Annotated in this window: 16 protein-coding genes; 3 read left to right on the top strand and 13 right to left on the bottom strand. The window is 43.9% G+C overall.

The window, feature by feature from the left end; genetic code table 11:
• Positions 1-373: 373 nt before the first annotated feature.
• The 4 genes from rimK to epmB all read right to left on the bottom strand — a co-directional run bounded on the left by rimK (position 374) and on the right by epmB (position 5,601).
• Positions 374-1,279, bottom strand: a complete 906-nt coding sequence (gene rimK, locus OCU87_RS15680) for a 30S ribosomal protein S6--L-glutamate ligase (RefSeq protein WP_261857528.1) — start codon at positions 1,277-1,279, stop codon at positions 374-376.
• A 220-nt stretch (positions 1,280-1,499) separates the two neighbouring features.
• Positions 1,500-2,714 carry an alanine racemase gene (gene alr, locus OCU87_RS15675; RefSeq protein ID WP_261857527.1) on the bottom strand — a complete coding sequence of 405 codons (1,215 nt, stop codon included), beginning with the start codon at positions 2,712-2,714 and terminating at the stop codon, positions 1,500-1,502.
• Positions 2,715-2,752: 38 nt separating this feature from the next.
• Complete coding sequence (locus OCU87_RS15670; protein ID WP_062690214.1) at positions 2,753-4,381, bottom strand: methyl-accepting chemotaxis protein; 1,629 nt, start codon at positions 4,379-4,381, stop codon at positions 2,753-2,755.
• 197 nt (positions 4,382-4,578) lie between these two features.
• Positions 4,579-5,601, bottom strand: a complete 1,023-nt coding sequence (epmB, locus tag OCU87_RS15665) for an EF-P beta-lysylation protein EpmB (RefSeq protein WP_261857526.1) — start codon at positions 5,599-5,601, stop codon at positions 4,579-4,581.
• A 33-nt stretch (positions 5,602-5,634) separates the two neighbouring features.
• Between epmB and efp the strand changes: the two genes are divergently transcribed.
• Positions 5,635-6,201 (top strand): elongation factor P, encoded by a 567-nt coding sequence (efp, locus tag OCU87_RS15660; protein ID WP_062690215.1) that lies wholly within the window; start codon positions 5,635-5,637, stop codon positions 6,199-6,201.
• 96 nt (positions 6,202-6,297) lie between these two features.
• Here the strand turns inward: efp and OCU87_RS15655 are convergent, their stop codons facing one another.
• The 5 genes from OCU87_RS15655 to frdA form a co-directional block, all read right to left on the bottom strand.
• Entirely contained in the window at positions 6,298-7,002 is a 705-nt protein-coding gene (locus OCU87_RS15655) for a VV20781 family protein (RefSeq protein ID WP_261857525.1), read from the bottom strand.
• Positions 7,003-7,199: 197 nt separating this feature from the next.
• Positions 7,200-7,562 carry a fumarate reductase subunit FrdD gene (gene frdD, locus OCU87_RS15650; protein WP_048899877.1) on the bottom strand — a complete coding sequence of 121 codons (363 nt, stop codon included), beginning with the start codon at positions 7,560-7,562 and terminating at the stop codon, positions 7,200-7,202.
• 10 nt (positions 7,563-7,572) lie between these two features.
• Entirely contained in the window at positions 7,573-7,956 is a 384-nt protein-coding gene (gene frdC, locus OCU87_RS15645; protein WP_062687953.1) for a fumarate reductase subunit FrdC, read from the bottom strand.
• 2 nt (positions 7,957-7,958) lie between these two features.
• Complete coding sequence (locus tag OCU87_RS15640; RefSeq protein WP_094958446.1) at positions 7,959-8,699, bottom strand: succinate dehydrogenase/fumarate reductase iron-sulfur subunit; 741 nt, start codon at positions 8,697-8,699, stop codon at positions 7,959-7,961.
• Positions 8,699-10,513 carry a fumarate reductase (quinol) flavoprotein subunit gene (frdA, locus tag OCU87_RS15635; RefSeq protein ID WP_261857524.1) on the bottom strand — a complete coding sequence of 605 codons (1,815 nt, stop codon included), beginning with the start codon at positions 10,511-10,513 and terminating at the stop codon, positions 8,699-8,701. Before frdA ends, OCU87_RS15640 begins: the two co-directional genes overlap by 1 nt.
• A gap of 597 nt (positions 10,514-11,110) precedes the next feature.
• Between frdA and epmA the strand changes: the two genes are divergently transcribed.
• Positions 11,111-12,076, top strand: coding sequence for an elongation factor P--(R)-beta-lysine ligase (gene epmA, locus OCU87_RS15630; protein WP_062689331.1), 966 nt, complete (start codon positions 11,111-11,113; stop codon positions 12,074-12,076).
• Positions 12,077-12,433: 357 nt separating this feature from the next.
• Here epmA and OCU87_RS15625 read toward each other — a convergent pair whose 3' ends face one another.
• Together OCU87_RS15625 and OCU87_RS15620 are read right to left on the bottom strand one after the other, a co-directional pair.
• Positions 12,434-13,168, bottom strand: a complete 735-nt coding sequence (locus OCU87_RS15625; protein WP_261857523.1) for a carbonic anhydrase — start codon at positions 13,166-13,168, stop codon at positions 12,434-12,436.
• 288 nt (positions 13,169-13,456) lie between these two features.
• The gene (locus tag OCU87_RS15620; protein WP_094958450.1) at positions 13,457-15,340 is read right to left on the bottom strand and encodes a methyl-accepting chemotaxis protein; all 1,884 of its coding nucleotides are present in this window, start codon (positions 15,338-15,340) and stop codon (positions 13,457-13,459) included.
• A gap of 579 nt (positions 15,341-15,919) precedes the next feature.
• Here OCU87_RS15620 and OCU87_RS15615 point away from each other — a divergent pair.
• Complete coding sequence (locus OCU87_RS15615; RefSeq protein ID WP_261857522.1) at positions 15,920-16,501, top strand: porin family protein; 582 nt, start codon at positions 15,920-15,922, stop codon at positions 16,499-16,501.
• Positions 16,502-16,559: 58 nt separating this feature from the next.
• On the opposite strand, the gene OCU87_RS15610 is transcribed toward OCU87_RS15615, so the two are convergent.
• Both OCU87_RS15610 and asd read right to left on the bottom strand, forming a co-directional pair.
• Positions 16,560-17,975 carry an SLC13 family permease gene (locus OCU87_RS15610; protein WP_062689325.1) on the bottom strand — a complete coding sequence of 472 codons (1,416 nt, stop codon included), beginning with the start codon at positions 17,973-17,975 and terminating at the stop codon, positions 16,560-16,562.
• Positions 17,976-18,119: 144 nt separating this feature from the next.
• A complete protein-coding gene (gene asd / locus OCU87_RS15605) occupies positions 18,120-18,986 on the bottom strand; it encodes an archaetidylserine decarboxylase (protein WP_094958452.1) in 867 nt (288 codons plus the stop codon).
• Positions 18,987-19,195: the final 209 nt, after the last annotated feature.

Here is a 19,195-nt window from a genome sequence, read left to right as displayed (position 1 = left end):
GTGGTATTGGTCATTAATGCTGTACATTTTTGATGTCAGGGGTATGTAGTATGGATTTTAATGAGTAAATTACTTCGTGCGGCATAGCGTTATAGGTTTATGTCATGGTCAAAAAAATAGGGGTGCCCCTCATTAAAAAGTGGGTGTAGTTATACCCATTTGATTAGGCTAAATTAAAACGCAACTATAACAACAACTTATAATCCAATAAGGGTGTGAGAGTTAGAGGCTTTTATTGATTGGAGTGTTTGGAGATAAAGAAAAAGCAGCTGAAGCTCAGCTGCTTTTGATTAAGCGAATTATAAATTCGCAGAGAGGTTTTGTGGCTAAAACACGTTACCGTTGTTTTATCTATCGTACACGCTGTTACTTTTTACTGATCGTGCAACAAACGACGACTTTTTTTCTGTGCGTTCTTTTCGATATAGTCGATAATCATGCCAGCAATATCTTTGCCCGTAGCCGCTTCAATGCCTTCAAGGCCTGGTGATGAGTTCACTTCCATCACTAGTGGACCACGTTCTGAGCGAAGTAGGTCAACCCCAGCCACGCTTAAGCCCATCGCTTTTGCCGCAGCAACAGCTGTTTTACGTTCTTCTGGTGTGATCTTAATCAGTGATGCACTACCACCACGGTGAAGGTTAGAGCGGAACTCGCCTTCAGCGGCTTGGCGTTTCATAGCGGCAATCACTTTATCGCCAATAACGAAACAGCGAATATCTGCACCACCTGCTTCTTTAATGTATTCCTGCACCATGATATTGGCTTTTAAGCCCATGAATGCTTCGATAACACTTTCTGCGGCTTTTTGTGTTTCAGCAAGTACAACACCGATGCCTTGTGTACCTTCCAGTAATTTAATGACTAAAGGTGCACCACCAACCATTTTGATTAGGTCTGGCACATCATCAGGTTTGCTTGCAAAGCCCGTGATTGGCATGCCAACGCCTTTACGGCTTAGCAATTGTAATGAACGCAATTTGTCACGAGAGCGAGAAATCGCAATCGAGGGGTTAATCGAAAACACATTCATCATTTCGAATTGGCGTAACACTGAACACCCATAAAAGGTTATATCAGCACCAATGCGCGGAATAATAGCGTCGAAGCCTATTAAGTCATTACCCTCAAAATGAATTGATGGCTGAACCGAGTTGATATTCATATAACAACGTAATGCATTAATGATCACGGGTTCATGACCGCGTGATTCACATGCTTCACGTAGACGACGGGTAGAGTATAGGTTTTCGTTTTGGGAAAGAATGCCAATTTTCATTGCGTTACTCGCGACAAATAGAAATTAATGACCAGCTGAGGGAAGTTTGGCGAACTCCCTTAGAGCCTTGTTGCCCGTAGCTGAATGGATGGCGACTATGCACGCAAATCGAACGAAAATCGAGAATTATGACGATGATATTTTTTTATCGATAAGATGTGAAACATTGATGGTACGGGAGAGTAAGGCCAGCACTGTGCTGGCCTTATTTTTTGCTTTATTAGCGGTAAATTCGAGGGTTAGTTGCCCCCCAAATAGTGTAATGCTCTGGTAAGATTCGACCGCTGCGTTCTTCAGTTTCATCACTGGTAATAACGTCTTGGCCTTGTGGGCCAAAGATCACTACTTCGCTATTTGCTTCAACATCAACGATATCAGTGACATCGACCATGGTGGTGTTCATTGATGCCATCCCCATTACCTTTGCACGTTGGCCGTTGATAAGGACTTCTGCTTTATTGCTGAGTGAACGCGCGAAGCCGTCAGAGTAACCAATTGGTAGGTTCGCTAATACAGAATCACGATCTAATACCACGGTGCTGCCGTAACCTATGGTGCTACCTGCTGGAAAGTGGTGCAGCGATGCAATACGCGTTTTGAATGACACAATACGTTGGAATGGTGCTTTTGCTGGATAGTCACCATATAGCATCCCGCCAGGACGAACCATATCTAGATGCGCCTCTGGTAAGTTTAACGTGATGTAAGAGTTCGCTACGTGAAGGGTGATGTCTTCACGGGTGAGATCTGCACTGTCGATTAGCCATTGTGTTTCCACTTTAAAGCGTTCAACTTTACGCTTGATTTCGTCGAGACCTTCATTTGGGAAGTGGGTCATCATACCGACGATTTTTAGATTAGGATCACCTGCGATTTGCACGCCTTCAACTTGGCCTGCGTATGTTGTTAAATCTAAACCGTTACGACCCATACCAGAAGTGTTAAGAGCAAGATGAACTGGGATCGTAGTACCGTGTGTGCGTGCAATTTCAATGATTTGATCGGCTTGTTCTTTGGTGCCGATTAGTTCTTCCATGTGGAAATCTAGACCGCCTTCGATTTCGTTGCGACTAGCCGCACGTACACGCATGATTTTACCTGTGTAGCCATGTTTACGGACTACGCGTGCTTCTTCGTTGCTTGTGATACCAACGCAAGCAACATTGTTCGCGATGATAGATGGCATTAAGCCAGCAATACCGTTGCCGTAAGCATCCGCTTTCATGATGGCGCAGATCTTTGTGTTATCAGCTAGTTGGTTTTGAAGCAGCTGAATATTGTTAGAGAAAGCGTGCGTATCAACTTCTAACCATGCATTGCTAGATTCAACGCGTTCTTCACGTTCGCTGTTGTCAAAATCGACAAGTAAAGGCGCTGCTTGGGCAGCAGTTTGGCTCATAAGAGCAAGTGCGATTAAGCTTAATTTTAATTTCACAGTGTTTTTCCTGTTGTTTATGTAACGGTATTTACAAGTTAAAGCGTGAATAGCTGAACGACATCGCGTAGCGTGCCAGTTCGACGCTTTAGCTCTTCAACACCTTGTTGTGCCTCTTGCGTTGAGAGGCGGTTTTCGTTGGCGCTGTTACTCAGTGCTGCAACGTTTGAGGACAAGTGTTCAGCAGCAAAGGCCTGCTCCTTGACCGATTCAGTAATTTCTTCCATTCCTTCGGTAACGGAAAGAATTTCAGCACGGAAACCATTGAGAGAGTCGTTGGCTTGATCTGCGTGTTGAACACAGCTATCAACCTGACCGACAGCCTGTTGCATGGTATCTGTGGTACTGCTGGTATCGCTTTGAATCGAGGTGATCATTGAGCCAATTTCGATGGTCGCTTTGGCTGTCCGTTCAGACAGTTGACGTACTTCGTCAGCAACAACAGCAAAGCCTCGACCTTGATCACCGGCACGCGCGGCTTCAATGGCGGCATTTAATGCAAGTAAATTTGTTTGGTCGGCAATGTCTTTGATCACTTCGACAATTGAGTTGATGTCGTTTGCACGACTGTCTAGCTGGTGTAGTTTTTCTGCGACAGTGTTGGTTTCATACTGGACGCTTTGCATGCCTGTCACCGCGTGGTTGATTGCACCAACGGTATTTTGGGTATGTTGTTCAAAACGGGTCATTTTTTGGTTGGCTTCGTTAACCACGCCCGAAATACTTTGTGAACTGGTCGCTAGCTCTTCAATTGCGGCTGCGCTGTTACCAACATTTTCAGCTTGTTCTACCGAACGCTCGGTGACCGCTTGAACCAATAGATCAAGCTGAGTCGTAATGGCTGCTACGTTATCCGTTGTGTGGCTAACTTCTAGTAGACGTTCTCGTAATGCTGCCATGAAAGTATTAAAAGAAGCGGACATCATGCCGACTTCATCTTGGCTTGTTACTGGTACACGTTGAGTAAGATTCCAGTCACCATTTGCAATGTTTAATAGCACTTTGTTAAGCGCGTTAATGGGCTCCACGATACGAATGGCAATTAAACGAGCTGCAAGTAGCGATAGTGCCAAGATGATCATTGCAGTGAAACAAACTTGTTTTAGTTCTTTATTCAGTAGGTCATCGACTTCTTTTAACGCGAGGTCGACACCAATAACATATGTTTCTCCTTGAGCATTACGCATCGGAATAAAGATAGAGCGGTAGCGACCAAATTCTCCTTGGTATTCTTCAAATTGAATACGCTTCGTTAGAAAGGCTTCGCGCAGCATTTCTGGGACGATTTGGTATTCTTCCAAATACCATTCTTTGTAGCGACCACTGCGAGCTTCATCGGAACTGTGGTTGACATAGGTGTAGTAGACACGGCCGTTTTTCATCACCGTTGAGTACGCCCAATCTAATTCAGAACCTTGGGTAAATTGGGTGAGCTGCTGGCTAATAGCATCGTAATCGTTATGGGTTTTATCTAACTGATTGTGTTTATCGACGCCGATAATTTGCTGAGTAGCGTACGCTGCCGTTTTGAGTTCTGAGTCAATGCCAGCTAATGTCGAGTTCTCTAATGTTTGGTAAGAGAAGTAAGATAATAAGAGTGTTATGAGTAGTGATAATGCAGCAAAAAAGGCTGCAAGTTTCGCCTTTAAATTCCAATTTATGGTCATGTTATTATTAGCTTCTTAATTGTGATCTTGGTTCCATATGTTTGCTTATGTAAAAAGCGGCATAAAAATCCAAGAAGTTAACTGTTTTAGAAGCGGTTGCTTGCTTTGTGACCAAGTGTTAAGGCGAAGAGGAGTGCAGTTGCGCCATTATTGACGCAAACTGAGTGAATAAAGCTGGGAGGGAGGATAAAGGGGGGTTATTCGAGGTGCAGGTCCAGTGGCGTTTTACTGCTTCGGCCACCAATTTCTCGGGTCAATTTTGGTACTAAATAACCAGACACTTCCTGCATTAACCCTGCCATGAGCTTTTTCGCCTCAATATCATCGACCATGAAGTGCGCCGCCCCCTGCACTTTGTCTAAAACGTGCAAGTAATAAGGCTGAATACCAGCATCAAATAATGATTCACTCAAATCGACTAAGACTTTAACTGAATCATTAACACCTTTTAGCAGTACACCTTGGTTAAGTAAGGTGACATTGGCGTGCTTGAGTTGACGCATTGCAGTCTGAAGTTCTGGGTTGATTTCATTGGCGTGGTTAATGTGTGTCACGACAATGCACTGTAAGCGTGTATCACTCAGTAATTGGCAAAGTTCCGCGGTAATTCGGTTCGGAATAACCACAGGTAAGCGGGTGTGGATCCGTAAACGCTTAATATGAGGGATATCCTCGATCATTTTGATCAACCAAGCCAGTTCATGATCTTTTGCCATTAAGGGATCACCACCTGACAATATCACCTCATTCAACTCTGGATGAGCTGCAATGTAGTCGAGGCTGACTTGCCACTGGCGCTTACCGCCTTTGTTGTCCTCGTAAGGAAAGTGACGGCGAAAACAGTAGCGACAATTCACCGCACAGCCACCTTTAAGGATCATCAGTACGCGGTTTTTGTACTTGTGCAGCAATCCTGGCGTTTCATTATCTTGCTCTTCGAGAGGATCGAGTGAGTAGCCTTCATGAACGTCATATTCCTGCGCGAGTGGTAGTATTTGGCGCAATAATGGATCGTGTGGATTGCCTATCTCCATGCGTGCGACAAAGCTCATTGGTACGCGCAACGCAAATAACTTTCGAGCTTCTAAACCTGCTTTCCACGGCTCAGGATCGATATTCAGGGTTTTAAGGAGAAGAAAGGGGTCAGAAATCGCATTAGTCAGTTCTTTGAGCCAGTTTTGCTCAACAGATGAGGCGTTTCGGGTTATTATATGCGGCATTAAATACAACTCGAAGATGTTAAGAGGATAGAAATGGCGTCTTTCAGCACCAATGAATTCCGCAGCGGAATGAAAATTATGCTAGATAATGAACCATGTGTCATTATTGAAAACGAATTTGTTAAGCCTGGTAAAGGTCAAGCATTCAGCCGCGTTAAGATCCGTAAGTTACTATCAGGCAAAGTGCTTGAGAAAACATTTAAATCTGGCGAGTCAGTTGAAGCTGCAGACGTAGTCGACATCGAGCTTGATTACCTATACAACGACGGCGAATTCTACCACTTCATGGACAATGTTTCATTTGAGCAAATTGCTGCCGATGTAAAAGCGGTTGGTGAAAATGCGAAATGGTTGGTAGAAAACAACACTTGTACGCTAACACTGTGGAACGGTAACCCAATCACAGTTACGCCACCAAACTTCGTAGAGCTTGAAGTGACTGAAACAGACCCAGGTCTGAAAGGTGATACACAAGGTACGGGCGGCAAGCCTGCTACATTGGTTACGGGCGCAGTTGTTCGTGTTCCACTATTCATTGCTATTGGCGAAGTGATCAAAGTTGATACTCGCTCAGCTGAATACGTAGGTCGTGTGAAATAATCACGCACTGATGCTTTAGGGCATGAGAATAAAAAAGGTCGCTAAGGCGACCTTTTTTGTATCTGCTGTTTTACTTTGCCTACAAAACGGATGGGATTACTCGTTATCTGCGTCTGCACGCCAGCTCATCGCACTGGCGATGGTTGCGACAGCCAGTACATCTTTCTGGTTGGCTGTGAGGTTGGGTAGCATTTGTAGCGAGATACTACCATTGGTATAGATAGCCGCAACGCGCTTGCCATCTTGGCTAACATGGAATCCTGATGGGTTATCTGTTTTCATGAAACTCCCTTCGATCTGGTGATCGGAAGTCAGTTGGTAGCGGATGTTATTCATTTCAATAAAGCCTTCAACTTCCTTTGTTGTTCCCAGCTTAATGGCACCGCTTTTATCGCGTAGCTCTACTTTGCCGATATTCTTTTCACCAGCGAGGATCTGGCAAGTATAAGGGTCTGACGAACCAACGGAAATCCCTCCAAAGTTCACACCTGTATAGCCACCGCTGCACATAAGGTTCCATGTCTGATCATCACTGACTTTGATAACGCGAGCCACTAGTTCAGCGTTAACATCGTCAATTGGCATCCACCATGTATTGCTCTTATCTCGGCTGTAATCGCCCTTATATAGACCTGCCATATCGAAATTGCCGCTACGACCTAAGCCCCAAAACATACCACTGGTTTTTACGGCTAACTCAGGTTGTTGCTTAAGCGTGTCATCTACTTTGATTTTAGTGGTGACAGCGCTGCAACCCGCTAAGGTCAGTAGAGCAAGGGATGTGATAGCAAACTTTTTCATGAGGCATCCTTATAGGATTATTAATTGAATGGTGTTTTATTTGTGAGGGGAGGATACTGCAATGACGGTTGTTTTGCATCTTGATGGTGACATTTTGCGTATAGAGCGCACGAAGAAAAAGCAAAGATAGGCGATGGTTTAAGGCATAAAAAAACACCGCCGAGGCGGTGTTTTTTGAGGCTGGGTTATCTTGATGATTAGATCATGAAGACAAAAATAACAGCCAGCGCCGACACTAGGAATGCTGTTGCGTAACACGCAATTTTGCCAGCAACGCCTGTGTGGAATTTAAGGTCATGCATACCGTGGTGTAAACGGTGCATTGCATGCCACATTGGTAGTGCTAATGTCGCGATAGTGAATAGCGCACCAATGATGCTCGTTACAAAGCCTGTTACACGCTCGTAGCTCATTGCTTCAGCATCGATCATGCCCAGCGGTACCATGATACCAAGCACAAGTACTGTTACTGGTGTTAGCATTGCGAACCAAGTACCACCAGCACCGAACAGACCCCACCATACTGGCTCGTCAGAACGTTTAGGATTTAGATTGACCACGTGGTTCTCCTTAAACTAGTACTAGAACGAATAGTGAGATAGCTGCAACAGCGGCCCACTGTGCTAGCACAACAATTTTCTTATCAAGTGCTTTGCCTTTGATCTTAATCGGCATTACTTGAGGCATCATGCTGAAGAATGTTTGTGCGTGGAACAGGCTGCCCGCTAGAGCAAGAATGTTCAACACAACAACAACTGGATTCGCCATAAAGCTTAACCAAGTCGCCCATGCTTCAGGGCCTTTCACTAGGCTACCTAGACCGAAAGTCAGGCAGATAGTGAAGAAAATTAAAGGTAAAATTGTTGCTTCACGAACCATGTAGAAGCGGTAGAAAGGGTGATCTTTCCACCATGTACGTGTCATTTCACGAACGTAAGGTTTACGGTTGCTCATCCTTATGCCTCCTGAGGCTTAATCATGGCAATAACGAAATCTTTAGAAGATTCTACTTTGCCTTGGTTAACTGCTGCCGCTGGATCAACGCTCTTCGGACAAACTTCAGAACAGTAACCCACAAACGTACAACCCCAAGCGCCATTTTCGCCGTTGATAAGCTTCATACGCTCATCCGCGCCGTTGTCACGGCTATCTAGGTTGTAACGGTGTGCCAGTGTTAGCGCCGCAGGACCAATGAACTCTGGGTTCAAACCAAACTGAGGACATGCTGCGTAGCAAAGACCACAGTTGATACAGCCAGCAAATTGCTTGTATTTTGCCATTTGCTCTGGTGTTTGGTTGTTCGGGCCATCTTCTGGTGTACGATCGTTACCAATGATGTAAGGCTTGATTGCTTCTAGACGTTCGATGAACGGCGTCATATCAACAATTAAGTCTTTCTCGATAGCAAAGTTAGACAGTGCTTCGATTTTTAGACCATTCGGGTAATCACGCAAGAAAGTTTTACAAGCCAGTTTTGGTACCTTGTTAACCATCATGCCGCAAGAACCACAGATCGCCATACGGCAAGACCAACGGTAAGCGAGATCTTTGTCTAGGTTATCTTTGATGTAACCCAGTGCATCAAGCACAGACATAGTTTCGTTAAACGGTACTTCAAACATTTCGAAGTACGGTTCTGCGTCTTTTGCTGGGTCATAACGCAGGATTTCAACTTTTTGGATACGATTGCCTGACATTATGCCTGCTCCTCTGCTTTCTTCGCTTCAGCTGCTGCTTCCGCCGCCGCTGCTTCTTCTGCCGCTGCACCGTATAGACGTGCTTTTGGCTGAGACTTAGTGATTTTCACGTCGCTGTATTCAATACGAGGTGCTTTATCACCGTTGTAGAATGCTAGCGAGTGTTTCAGGAAGTTCACGTCATCACGTTCTGTGCAGTTGTCATCTAGACGTTGGTGTGCACCACGTGACTCGCGGCGAAGAATCGCTGAGTGAGCCATTGTTTCTGCAACTTCAAGGCCGTAACCCACTTCTATTGCGTATAGCAAATCAGTGTTGAATACTTTGCCTTTGTCTTTAATGCTGATTTTCTTGTAACGCTCACGAAGCTCGGCAAGTTTGTCGACAGTCGCTTGCATTAGATCTTCTTGGCGGTAGATACCACAACCCGCTTCCATGGAGTGACCCATTTCAGTACGGATATCAGCCCAGTTCTCGTCACCTTCTTGAGAAAGAAGTGTATCGATACGAGCTTGAACAGCCGCTACTTGTTGAGCGATAGCATCGTCGTTCCAGCCTGTAAACTCAGCTGCGCGTTTTGCTGCACCTTCGCCCGCTAGGCGACCGAATACAACAAGCTCTGCTAGTGAGTTTGAACCAAGACGGTTTGCACCGTGAAGACCAACAGATGAACATTCACCAACAGCGTATAGGCCTTTGATGCGTGTTTCATTGTTCTTGTCTGTTTCGATACCACCCATGGTGTAGTGAACGGTTGGACGAATTGGAATTGGCTCTTCCGCAGGGTCAACGTTTACGTAGGCTTTTGAAAGCTCACAGATGAATGGTAGACGCTCGTGTAGGTATTCTTTACCTAGGTGGCGCAAGTCAAGGTGAACAACATCGCCCAGTGGGTGTTTGATGGTGTTGCCTTTTTGTAGCTCGTGCCAGAACGCTTGAGAAACTTTGTCACGTGGACCCAGTTCCATGTATTTGTTTTTTGGCTGGCCGATTGGTGTCTCAGGGCCCATGCCGTAGTCTTGCAGGTAACGGTAGCCATTTTTGTTCAGCATGATACCGCCTTCACCACGACAACCTTCGGTCATCAGGATACCAGTACCTGGAAGGCCCGTTGGGTGGTACTGAACGAATTCCATATCACGTAGTGGTACACCGTGGCGGAACGCCATAGCCATACCATCACCTGTTACGATACCGCCATTGGTATTACAGTTGTAAACGCGGCCAGCACCACCTGTTGCAAGTACAACAGATTTCGCTTTAATACAGATCAGTTCGCCTTCAGCCATGTGAATAGCAACTAGACCTTGTACTTCGCCATCTTCTACTAGAAGGTCAACCACGAAGTATTCGTCAAAGCGGTTGATTTGCGTGTACTTGATAGAAGTTTGGAATAGCGTGTGTAGCATGTGGAAGCCAGTTTTGTCGGCTGCGAACCATGTACGCTCAACTTTCATGCCACCAAAACGACGAACATTCACGTCACCGTTTTCTTTACGGCTCCAAGGACAACCCCATTGTTCTAGTTGGGTCATCTCGCGAGTCGCGTTTTCTACGAAATATTCAACAACGTCCTGTTCACATAGCCAGTCGCCACCACCAACGGTATCGTTGAAGTGATTGTCTAAGCTATCCTCATCCTTGATGACGGCAGCGGAGCCACCTTCTGCAGCTACTGTGTGTGAGCGCATTGGGTAAACTTTAGAAATCAGCGAGATCTCTAAGTCTGGGTTTGCTTCTGCAGCAGCGATGGCAGCACGTAGGCCTGCGCCACCTGCACCGATTACAGCGATATCTGTGGTAATAGTCTTCACAGCTATCCTCCGAAGGTAAGACGATAAAATTAAAAAAAGTGCGTAGTACGCACTTATCCTTGAAATCCTAATGACTATTCTATGAAACAAATCTTCATTAAAATTTGATTTAGACGCAGCTTTTTCATCGAAATAGCCCAAAAGTATAGGTTGATTACATTTTTTGTGATTATTGTCACAAGTTGTCATTACCCATAAATATTAATTAAGTGTTCTTAATTGTTTTAATTGTTTGTGGCCTGTTATCGGCGTGTTTCATATTTTGCGTGTAAGTATATATAAATAAAAAGCTTATCAATACTTTCGCTACGAAGGCTAAGTCGCAATGTGCATATAATGATAATTTGGTTTATATATTGTATCAATTAACGTTGTATTTATGTGTTAGTAATGTGATCTCGGCGATCTTGGTGTTAACTTTTCGTTCATGTTTATTCATAACAGGTGTGTTTTCTTCGCTGCATAAAATGGAAATTTCTCGGGATAAAATAGCGTAAGAAGGTGAGTGAAAGGTTCTGATGGGCTGCACTAGGTTTCAAGTTGATAGGTTTGGTAAACTGAGGGTCCTTTCCATGTCTATATCAACGGTACATTCTCATGATTTGGCAACCGACTGCCTCTATCAGCAAGCTTAAACAACGTGCGGTTCTTCTTAAAGCGATACGCGAATTCTTTGAAATGCGTAATGTATTAGAAGTTGATACACCCGCAATGAGCCAAGCAACAGTGACAGATGTTCATCTCCATACTTTTAAAACAGAATTTGTCGGGCCGGGTTATGCGCAAGGGCAGATGCTGTATTTGATGACGAGCCCTGAATTCCATATGAAGCGTTTACTTGCTGCAGGAAGTGGTGCTATTTATCAGATCTGTAAATCATTTCGTAATGAAGAATCAGGCCGTTATCACAACCCTGAATTCACCATGTTAGAGTGGTATCGTCCTGATTTTGATCATCACCAGTTGATGGATGAAATGGATGAATTATTGCAGTTGGTTTTAAAGTGCTCTGTGGCAACAAGGATGACATACCAAGCCGCGTTTTTATCGGTATTAGAGGTATGCCCTCTCGAAGGCTCGATGGCGTCATTAAAAGACGCGGCACGGGATCTTGGTTTGGCTGATATTGCAGATCCTGAAGAGGACCGCGATACCTTATTACAGCTTCTATTTAGTGTGGGTGTTGAGCCTAAAATTGGACAAGAAGCGCCTGCATTCGTTTATGATTTCCCTGCCTCACAGGCAGCATTGGCCCAAATCAATCCAAGTGATTCACGCGTAGCAGAACGTTTTGAGGTCTATTTTAAAGGGATTGAGTTAGCGAATGGCTTCCATGAATTGTCTGATGGTGATGAGCAATTAGCCCGCTTTGAAGAAGATAATGCTAAGCGTGTAACCATGGGGCTAGCGCCACAGCCAATTGACATGCATTTAGTTAACGCTTTACGTGCTGGTTTTCCTGATTGTGCCGGTGTGGCATTGGGAATCGATCGTTTGATCATGCTGGCTATTGGTGACGATCATATTGATCAGGTGACGGCGTTTCCGATCGATATTGCTTGATTGATCAAAATATAGCGGTAAAAAAGATCCAACGACAAAAGCGCGATACGAATATCGCGCTTTTTTATCGTATGAGGGCGACCAAGCTCCATACTAATACTGCTTTTTTGATAATAAAGTGTCATTTAGATGAATGGCACCGATTACCAAACGGTTGAATAGCTTCGCTTCCTCTCATCAGAAAGCGGGGGGGGAACAGCTAGTTGTTGTTTTAGGTAGCTTCTTCACAGGACTATTCTGTAAAGATGACGCGTATAAGGGCAAGTTAGGATTTCAAGGCATCTTACTTCGTCGAGCTGGGTAAACTATAAGCAATTACCAATCTAAATGCAAGTGGTTATCATTTGTGGTTTGATGCTATGGTGAACTTAAAATCGTTCTCGCATTCAGCGGTTGCAGTGGTCGCGCATTATTCCCCATCACTTGTTGTAATGCATCAACCTCTTCACGGGTACTGGTAAGGTGCTCTTTAAGGACAAACCAACGTACACCCTCGCTGCACGGTGGGGTGGTGAGTGAACCATTAAAGCGATAATACTCCCGACTGCGAGGAAGCAGATCTGCAGGGCTTATAGTCGCAGTTATCTGTTGACGAGTATTGGTATCAGGTAGCGTGCTGAGTAAGGATTTCACACTATCATTTTCACGTTCACCCGTTGCGAACATCACCCCAATCACGGCTAATTCCCCTTTACTGTTAGCATGAACGAAGTGTGCTTCTAAGGGATATTGTTTACCTTGTAAGTAATTCTCAGATGGGGTGTGAAAGTGAAATTGCTTTAATTCAAATGACTCACCAGCCAGTGTGAGAGTGTTTTTACCGCTGACATTGGCTTGAACCGTGTGACCATTATTCACCAGCTCCGTGATAACACCCTGATAGTTAATGTGTAGCGGTGTGAGGTTGGCATCGATGGTTTGTTGGATATCAACGGGCGATTGGTTTTTACCTTCACCACATGTGCTAAATGTTTTTCCCCAAGATTCAGTTCCGTGATCACCTTGATACCCCCATTCAGCTGCAGCTTGGCTGCTTAAAGGCAGTGTAAGCGGAAGTAAAATACTGAGTTTTATTACCCATTTTCTATTCATCTATTATTCCTTTGGATTGTACTGGTCACGCACGCTGCCTCAGTATTCTTTAAATGAAGAGATCGAGAAGACGTGGCGATATCGTGTAACGACTGACTAAAAATAACGTTAGCGGCTAGGAGGTAAAGGGAGCAATTTGATGTTGAGAAGTGGCAGTCAGTTCACTATTTTGACTCAGACTCAGACTCAGACTCAGACTCAGACAATTAGGGCTTGAAATAAAAACGCCGAAGCAAGGCTTCGGCGTTTGATGAGAGTAGATCGTTATTGTGTGTTCGTTATCGAGTATTACACTTTGAAGCGAGACACATCGCTACGCATTGCTTCAGCCGAGGCATTCATATCACGTGCGCTACTGCTGACTTCTGCGGTTTGAACAGAAAGGTGATCAGAGACATCTTTGATTGCCTGCGTATTGCGGCTAATGTCTTCGCTAACTGCGCGTTGCTCTTCTGCTGCGCTAGCAATTTGTGATGCCATGTCTGAGATCTCTGTGATGGTCTGAGTAATTTGAGTCAGGCTATCACTTGCCGCCCCCGCGTAATCAACACTTTGCCCTGCAAGTTCAGTACTTGATTGCATGCTATCTACGGCTTGGCGAGTATTTTGCTGCAAGGTATCAATCATGCTGCGAATTTCTTCAGTCGAATCATGAGTGCGTTTACTTAAAACACGAACCTCATCGGCAACAACCGCAAAACCGCGGCCTTGCTCACCTGCACGGGCAGCTTCGATTGCGGCGTTCAATGCGAGTAGGTTGGTTTGCTCAGCAATGCCTTGAATAGTCGATAGGATTTGATTGATGTTTTGAGCATTACTCTCTAATTCATGAATGACATTGGCAGCATCTTGAACTTGATTCGCTAGGGATGTAATTGCTTCTCGGTTTTGTCCGATTACGTGCTTACCAGACTCACAAGCTTCAGTTGATGCTTGCGCCGCTGACGCTGTCATTTCGGCATGACTCGCTACTTCAGCGGAAGTGGCTGACATTTCATGAATCGCAGTCGCAATTTGGTTTACATCATTTTGCTGTTCTGACACTTTTAATGATGCCAATTCACTTTGTTTTGATGATTCTTCAGCACATTGGCTTAGGTTCGTTGATTGAGTCACGATACCTTTAATCATTGTTTGTAGCTGGCCAAGGAAACTATTCATGTTCTCTGCCAGTTCACCAATTTCATCCATACGTTTGATTTCGATGCGCTGGGTTAGATCACCACTGCCTTGTGCTAGTTGCTCAACCGATTTGCTTAAATCGGCAAGTGGACGCAGAAGGTTGGTAATGATGTAGGTTGCGATAGCGGCAATCACCAAGTACAAAACCACAGAGGCAATTAGAACAAATTTCATTTGTTGGCTGATCGATGCAAACGCTAATTCTTCATCTTGTACAACACCGAGTGTCCAAGTTGTACCTGCAATTGGTGTCGTAAAGACAAGCTTATTGCTGTTGTCGCTTTCTTGGAAGAAGGTGCCGACTTTTTGGCTGGACGCAAGCTTACGAATAACATCTGCGGTTAATTCGTTATCTAGCTGAGTCAGTGGCTTTTGGCTAAGGGCTTCATCGCGGTAAGCAACAATGCGGTTTTCACCATCGACTAAGAATGCGTAGCCAGCGTTATCAATATCTAGGCTTAGTACTTCTTTGATAATGCTATTAATGGTGAGGTCGGATGCTAATACACCGCTGTACTGACCTTGGAATGATTTAGCAATACTGACCACAATGCTACCGTCGAAATCTTGGTAAGGTTCCGTAATAATGGTTTTGCCTGCGTTGATGGCATCACGGTACCAAGGGCGGGTGCGCGGATCGTAATCGGCAGGCCAGTCTTCTGTTTTGTCACCAAAAGCGATACGGCCATCGGTGAACCCTGCGTATACCGACAGGAAGTTACCTGCGCGTTTGGTGACTAACAGCTCACGGTCAACATCACTATTGGTGTTAATTATGCTTTCATTGGCGAGCATCATACCCGTACGGGTATCTAACCAATTAGAAATGTAATTACTGGTCGATTTTCCGATATCGGTCATCTGACCGTAAACTTGTTTGGTTGTTTCGTTTTTTAATTGGCTGATTGAAATCCAAGCTTGTACCGCACTCACTGAGGCAATAATAATGGCGATGGCCACCTGAATTTTAAACTTGATCGTATGTTTCATCGTGGACTCTCTGGTTATTTTCGCTATTCCATTGCGTCAACCGCAAAAAGAGTAGAATTATTTTTGTTTGTTAAGGTTATCGACTGATATCTCATTTCATTAATGATAAAGCGCAGTAAAGGTACAAATTGTGGGCGTTTAGTTCGATATTTGTGACCATCGTCTACAAATGATAGCATTTAATTGCTAATCCATTAGTCTCATATATGATGATGCCGCCATAGCTCAAGTGAGTTTAATAGGTAAGCTTGTTGTGCTAGTTGTAATTAGTTATTCAATAGATTTGAACATACTCCATGTTGCCTTCATTTTTTGTTTCAATGCCTTTGATGTCATTGATATTCGTACATGACTGTCAAATTAACCGATTATATAAAATGATATATACGACAAATTTAAAAAGAAATTAAAGGGAGCTTACTAATCCTTTTAGGCGTAAGTGTGAAGTGAGTTTAATTAAATCCAATGTAATGTAAAGTCGGTTTTTAATTAACTTCATGTTGCGAATAAATTGGAATCAACAAGTCGGTTTAACTACCGATTAAATTATTTTTATTAAAAAATCATTAGGTAATTATCATGAAATTAAATGCGTTATTATTCACAGCATTAAGCCTTTCCGTTGTTTCAGTTGCTCAAGCAGAAGTTAAAACAAATGGCTTCTATGTTGGTGGTGCTATTGGTTCAACAGGGGTTGATGCCAGTCGTGATATTAGTATTAACGCTGATGGTTTAAGTTATAAGTTTATTGGCGGTTATCAGTTTAACCGTATTGTAGGTATTGAAGCGCAATACACGAGTTACGGTGATATTAATCTCCCGGCAGACAAGAATACATGGTCGGCTTCATCAACAGCAGTAACGGCTAATCTTGGTTATACGTTTGATAGTGGTTTACGCCCATACGGTTTGATTGGTTTATCTTCTATTAATCTTAATGAGCAGAAAGAGACATTAGTTGATGATCAGGGCATTGCTTTACGTGCTGGTCTAGGCATAGAGTATGCTCCAGCAATGTTAAATGGATTAGCTTTTCGCTTAGGATATGAAATTGATTATTTTGGTATTCAAACACAATATAGTCTTTTCGGTTCAACGGTTACTGAAGATGTAACCTACAGTATTAGTTCGCTTAACTTAGGTGCAACGTATAAGTTTTAATTAAAGAACTTAGTTAAAAAGAGGCTGTTAATCAGCCTCTTTTTATAAATAAATATAATTAGGTCAAAATGAGTGCGCCTATATAGACAATCACTAAGCCCAGCAAGCCAATAATAAGACCAGTTTTTGCCATGTCCTTACTTTCAATAAGGCCTGTCGAGTAAGCCAAGGAGTTTGGTGGTGTAGAGACTGGTAAAATCATACCAAGCGAAGCTGAGAAGGCGACAACAACCAATACACCTTGCAAGCCACCCATCGACGCCAAGCTTTCCATGGAAGCGGCAACAGCTGCAGCAATCGGCATCAGTAAGTTAGCTGTGGCGGTATTAGACATAAAGTTAGCCATGAGCCAACATAAAATGGAAAGGGTAAACACTACGGCAACAGGTGAGAGCGCATCGTAGTCGATAGCATGGGCTAAGGCTGCGGCAAGACCGGTTTTATCTAGTGCCAAACCTATGGCAATACCCCCGGCGACCAACCAAAGTACATCCCAGTTAATTAGCTTTAATTCCTCTTTACCCATAATGCCTGTCAGAGTGAAAACCGCCAATGGAATAATCGACACTACATAGGTGTTCATACCGTGTAATGAGGTGGTCATCCACATCATGATGGTTAAGGCAAAGGTGATATAAACAACGATGGCCTGCCAGCTTTTTTGAAATTTACCATCTAGCTTCAAAATCATTTCTTGTTGGCTTGATGGGAACATTTTTTGTAACAGCCACCATGCAAATGCCAGCTGAACAATCACGAAAGGTAACCCCATCATCATCCAGCCAAGAAAGCTAATACTGTGCTCTCCGGTTAAATATTGTAAAGCGATGGCATTCGGCGGTGTCCCAATTGGCGTGGCGATACCACCTGTATTCGCAGCAATCGGAATACATAGCACTAAGGCTTTAATGCCAATGTCCCCTTTGGGCACAGATGCGACAATCGGTGCTAGTAGCGCTAGCATCATCACTGTGGTGGCGGTGTTAGACATGAACATCGAAAATACAGCAGTGATCAGCATTAGACCTAGCATGATGAATTTAGGTTGCTTGCCAAAAGGCTTCAATAATACTCGGGCTAAATTATTATCGAGTTCATATTTTGATGCTGCAATCGCGAGTGCGAATCCTCCCATAAAAAGAATGATAATAGGGGAAGAGAATGCACCGAAAATATCGGTGTATTTCATCATCTCACCCATGTCATGGCCTGCTGGTGGCACTCGAAATAAATGTAAGCCTTTATCTGAGATCATGATCAGTTCAAGGGCGATGATAAGAATGGATGTCGCGAAAACGGGGACGGGTTCTAAAACCCAAAGGAGTGCAGCGAGAGCGAAAATAGCAAGAAGACGGTGTTGGACTAGGGTTAAATCATCAATGGGGATGGCATCTATGGGCATCATCAAAATACCGAGCGGGATACCAAATGCAATGAATAGCCGTATGAGCTGTGAGACAGATAAATTTTTCATAGTGATGTTGGTTTGCTTTTTATAATGAGATTACAAATCAGCATACTATTTGACCAAAAAAATTCCGTTGGTAAGGTCAATTTTTGGTACGAAAAAAGGAACGCACAGCGTTCCTTTTTTTAGAAATGTTAACTGGTTAGTCGTTTAAGACTTTTTCAGTTCTGCATAAGGTTGGCCCATACGCGTGCTCTGAAGTGGCTTCATTTCTTCGACAAAATGGATCATATCTTTCGGGAACAAGTTGATTACCGTTGAGCCCAGTTTAAAGCGACCCATCTCTTCACCTTTTTTCAGAACCACTGCGCTATCGCCTGTTGCTGGATAATCCCAACGACGAACAGCAGGGCCTGTTGGCGGTGTTACTGTTCCGGCCCATACTGTCTCGATGCTACCGACGATGGTTGCACCAACCAGTACTTGTGCGACGGGACCATGTTCAGTATCAAAGATACAAACAACACGCTCGTTACGTGCAAATAGGTTAGGAACGTTTTCTGCGGTAAGCGGATTCACCGAGAATAAATCACCAGGTACATAAATCATCTGACGGAGTGTACCGTCACATGGCATGTGAACGCGGTGGTAATCACGAGGTGAAAGGTACAGAGTAGCAAACTCACCCTCGATGAACTCATCAGCCAGAGCTTTGTCGCCACCAAGCAGCTCGCAAGCATCAAAGTAATGACCTTTTGCTTGGAATAAACGACCTTCTTTGATTGGACCTAGTTGGCTAACACATGCATCTGCTGGGTGCGAGATGATGTTGCTGTCGCCATTAATAGGGCGTGCGCCATCTTTAAGTTCACGAACAAAGAATTGATTGAATGTCGGGTAGGCTGCTGGATCTGGATTACGCGCTTCAGACATATCAATTTTATATTGGTTTATGAACCAACGAATGATTGCAGTGGTGAGTTTACCACCTTCAAAAGCTGCAATTTTGCCCACTAAGCGGGTTAACGCATGTTTCGGTGTGCAGTATTGCAAGCCGATTTTGAGGTTATCTAGCACAGTATATTTTCCAGAAAGTGTCAATTAATCAACAGTCTAGTTACTCGTTTTAACAAACAAATAATAACTCGAACCGAGAATAATACCGAAAGTCTTTTCTAAAGTCAGTTAAATCAGTCAGCAACTAAATGCGATAGAGATGAAAATAGAGCAAGCGTGTCGAAGGGATGGGGCTGAGAATGCCTCTGCACGAAACAGAGGCATTTGAA

Origin of the sequence: Photobacterium sanguinicancri, from assembly GCF_024346675.1 — a bacterium.
Taxonomy (GTDB): Bacteria; Pseudomonadota; Gammaproteobacteria; order Enterobacterales; family Vibrionaceae; genus Photobacterium; species Photobacterium sanguinicancri.
The sequence above is the reverse complement of the archived record's forward strand: the minus strand, read 5'-3'. Positions and strand labels throughout refer to the sequence as shown.

What these genes read in the sequence shown, in the direction of transcription:
- efp (WP_062690215.1), top strand. Translation starts at nt 5,635, where the DNA reads ATGGCGTCTTTCAGCACCAATGAATTCCGCAGCGGAATGAAAATTATG.
- OCU87_RS15625 (WP_261857523.1), bottom strand. Translation starts at nt 13,168, where the DNA reads ATGAATAGAAAATGGGTAATAAAACTCAGTATTTTACTTCCGCTTACA.
- frdC (WP_062687953.1), bottom strand. Translation starts at nt 7,956, where the DNA reads ATGAGCAACCGTAAACCTTACGTTCGTGAAATGACACGTACATGGTGG.
- OCU87_RS15610 (WP_062689325.1), bottom strand. Translation starts at nt 17,975, where the DNA reads ATGAAAAATTTATCTGTCTCACAGCTCATACGGCTATTCATTGCATTT.
- OCU87_RS15615 (WP_261857522.1), top strand. Translation starts at nt 15,920, where the DNA reads ATGAAATTAAATGCGTTATTATTCACAGCATTAAGCCTTTCCGTTGTT.
- OCU87_RS15620 (WP_094958450.1), bottom strand. Translation starts at nt 15,340, where the DNA reads ATGAAACATACGATCAAGTTTAAAATTCAGGTGGCCATCGCCATTATT.
- OCU87_RS15670 (WP_062690214.1), bottom strand. Translation starts at nt 4,381, where the DNA reads ATGACCATAAATTGGAATTTAAAGGCGAAACTTGCAGCCTTTTTTGCT.
- epmA (WP_062689331.1), top strand. Translation starts at nt 11,111, where the DNA reads ATGATTTGGCAACCGACTGCCTCTATCAGCAAGCTTAAACAACGTGCG.
- OCU87_RS15655 (WP_261857525.1), bottom strand. Translation starts at nt 7,002, where the DNA reads ATGAAAAAGTTTGCTATCACATCCCTTGCTCTACTGACCTTAGCGGGT.
- epmB (WP_261857526.1), bottom strand. Translation starts at nt 5,601, where the DNA reads ATGCCGCATATAATAACCCGAAACGCCTCATCTGTTGAGCAAAACTGG.
- rimK (WP_261857528.1), bottom strand. Translation starts at nt 1,279, where the DNA reads ATGAAAATTGGCATTCTTTCCCAAAACGAAAACCTATACTCTACCCGT.
- OCU87_RS15640 (WP_094958446.1), bottom strand. Translation starts at nt 8,699, where the DNA reads ATGTCAGGCAATCGTATCCAAAAAGTTGAAATCCTGCGTTATGACCCA.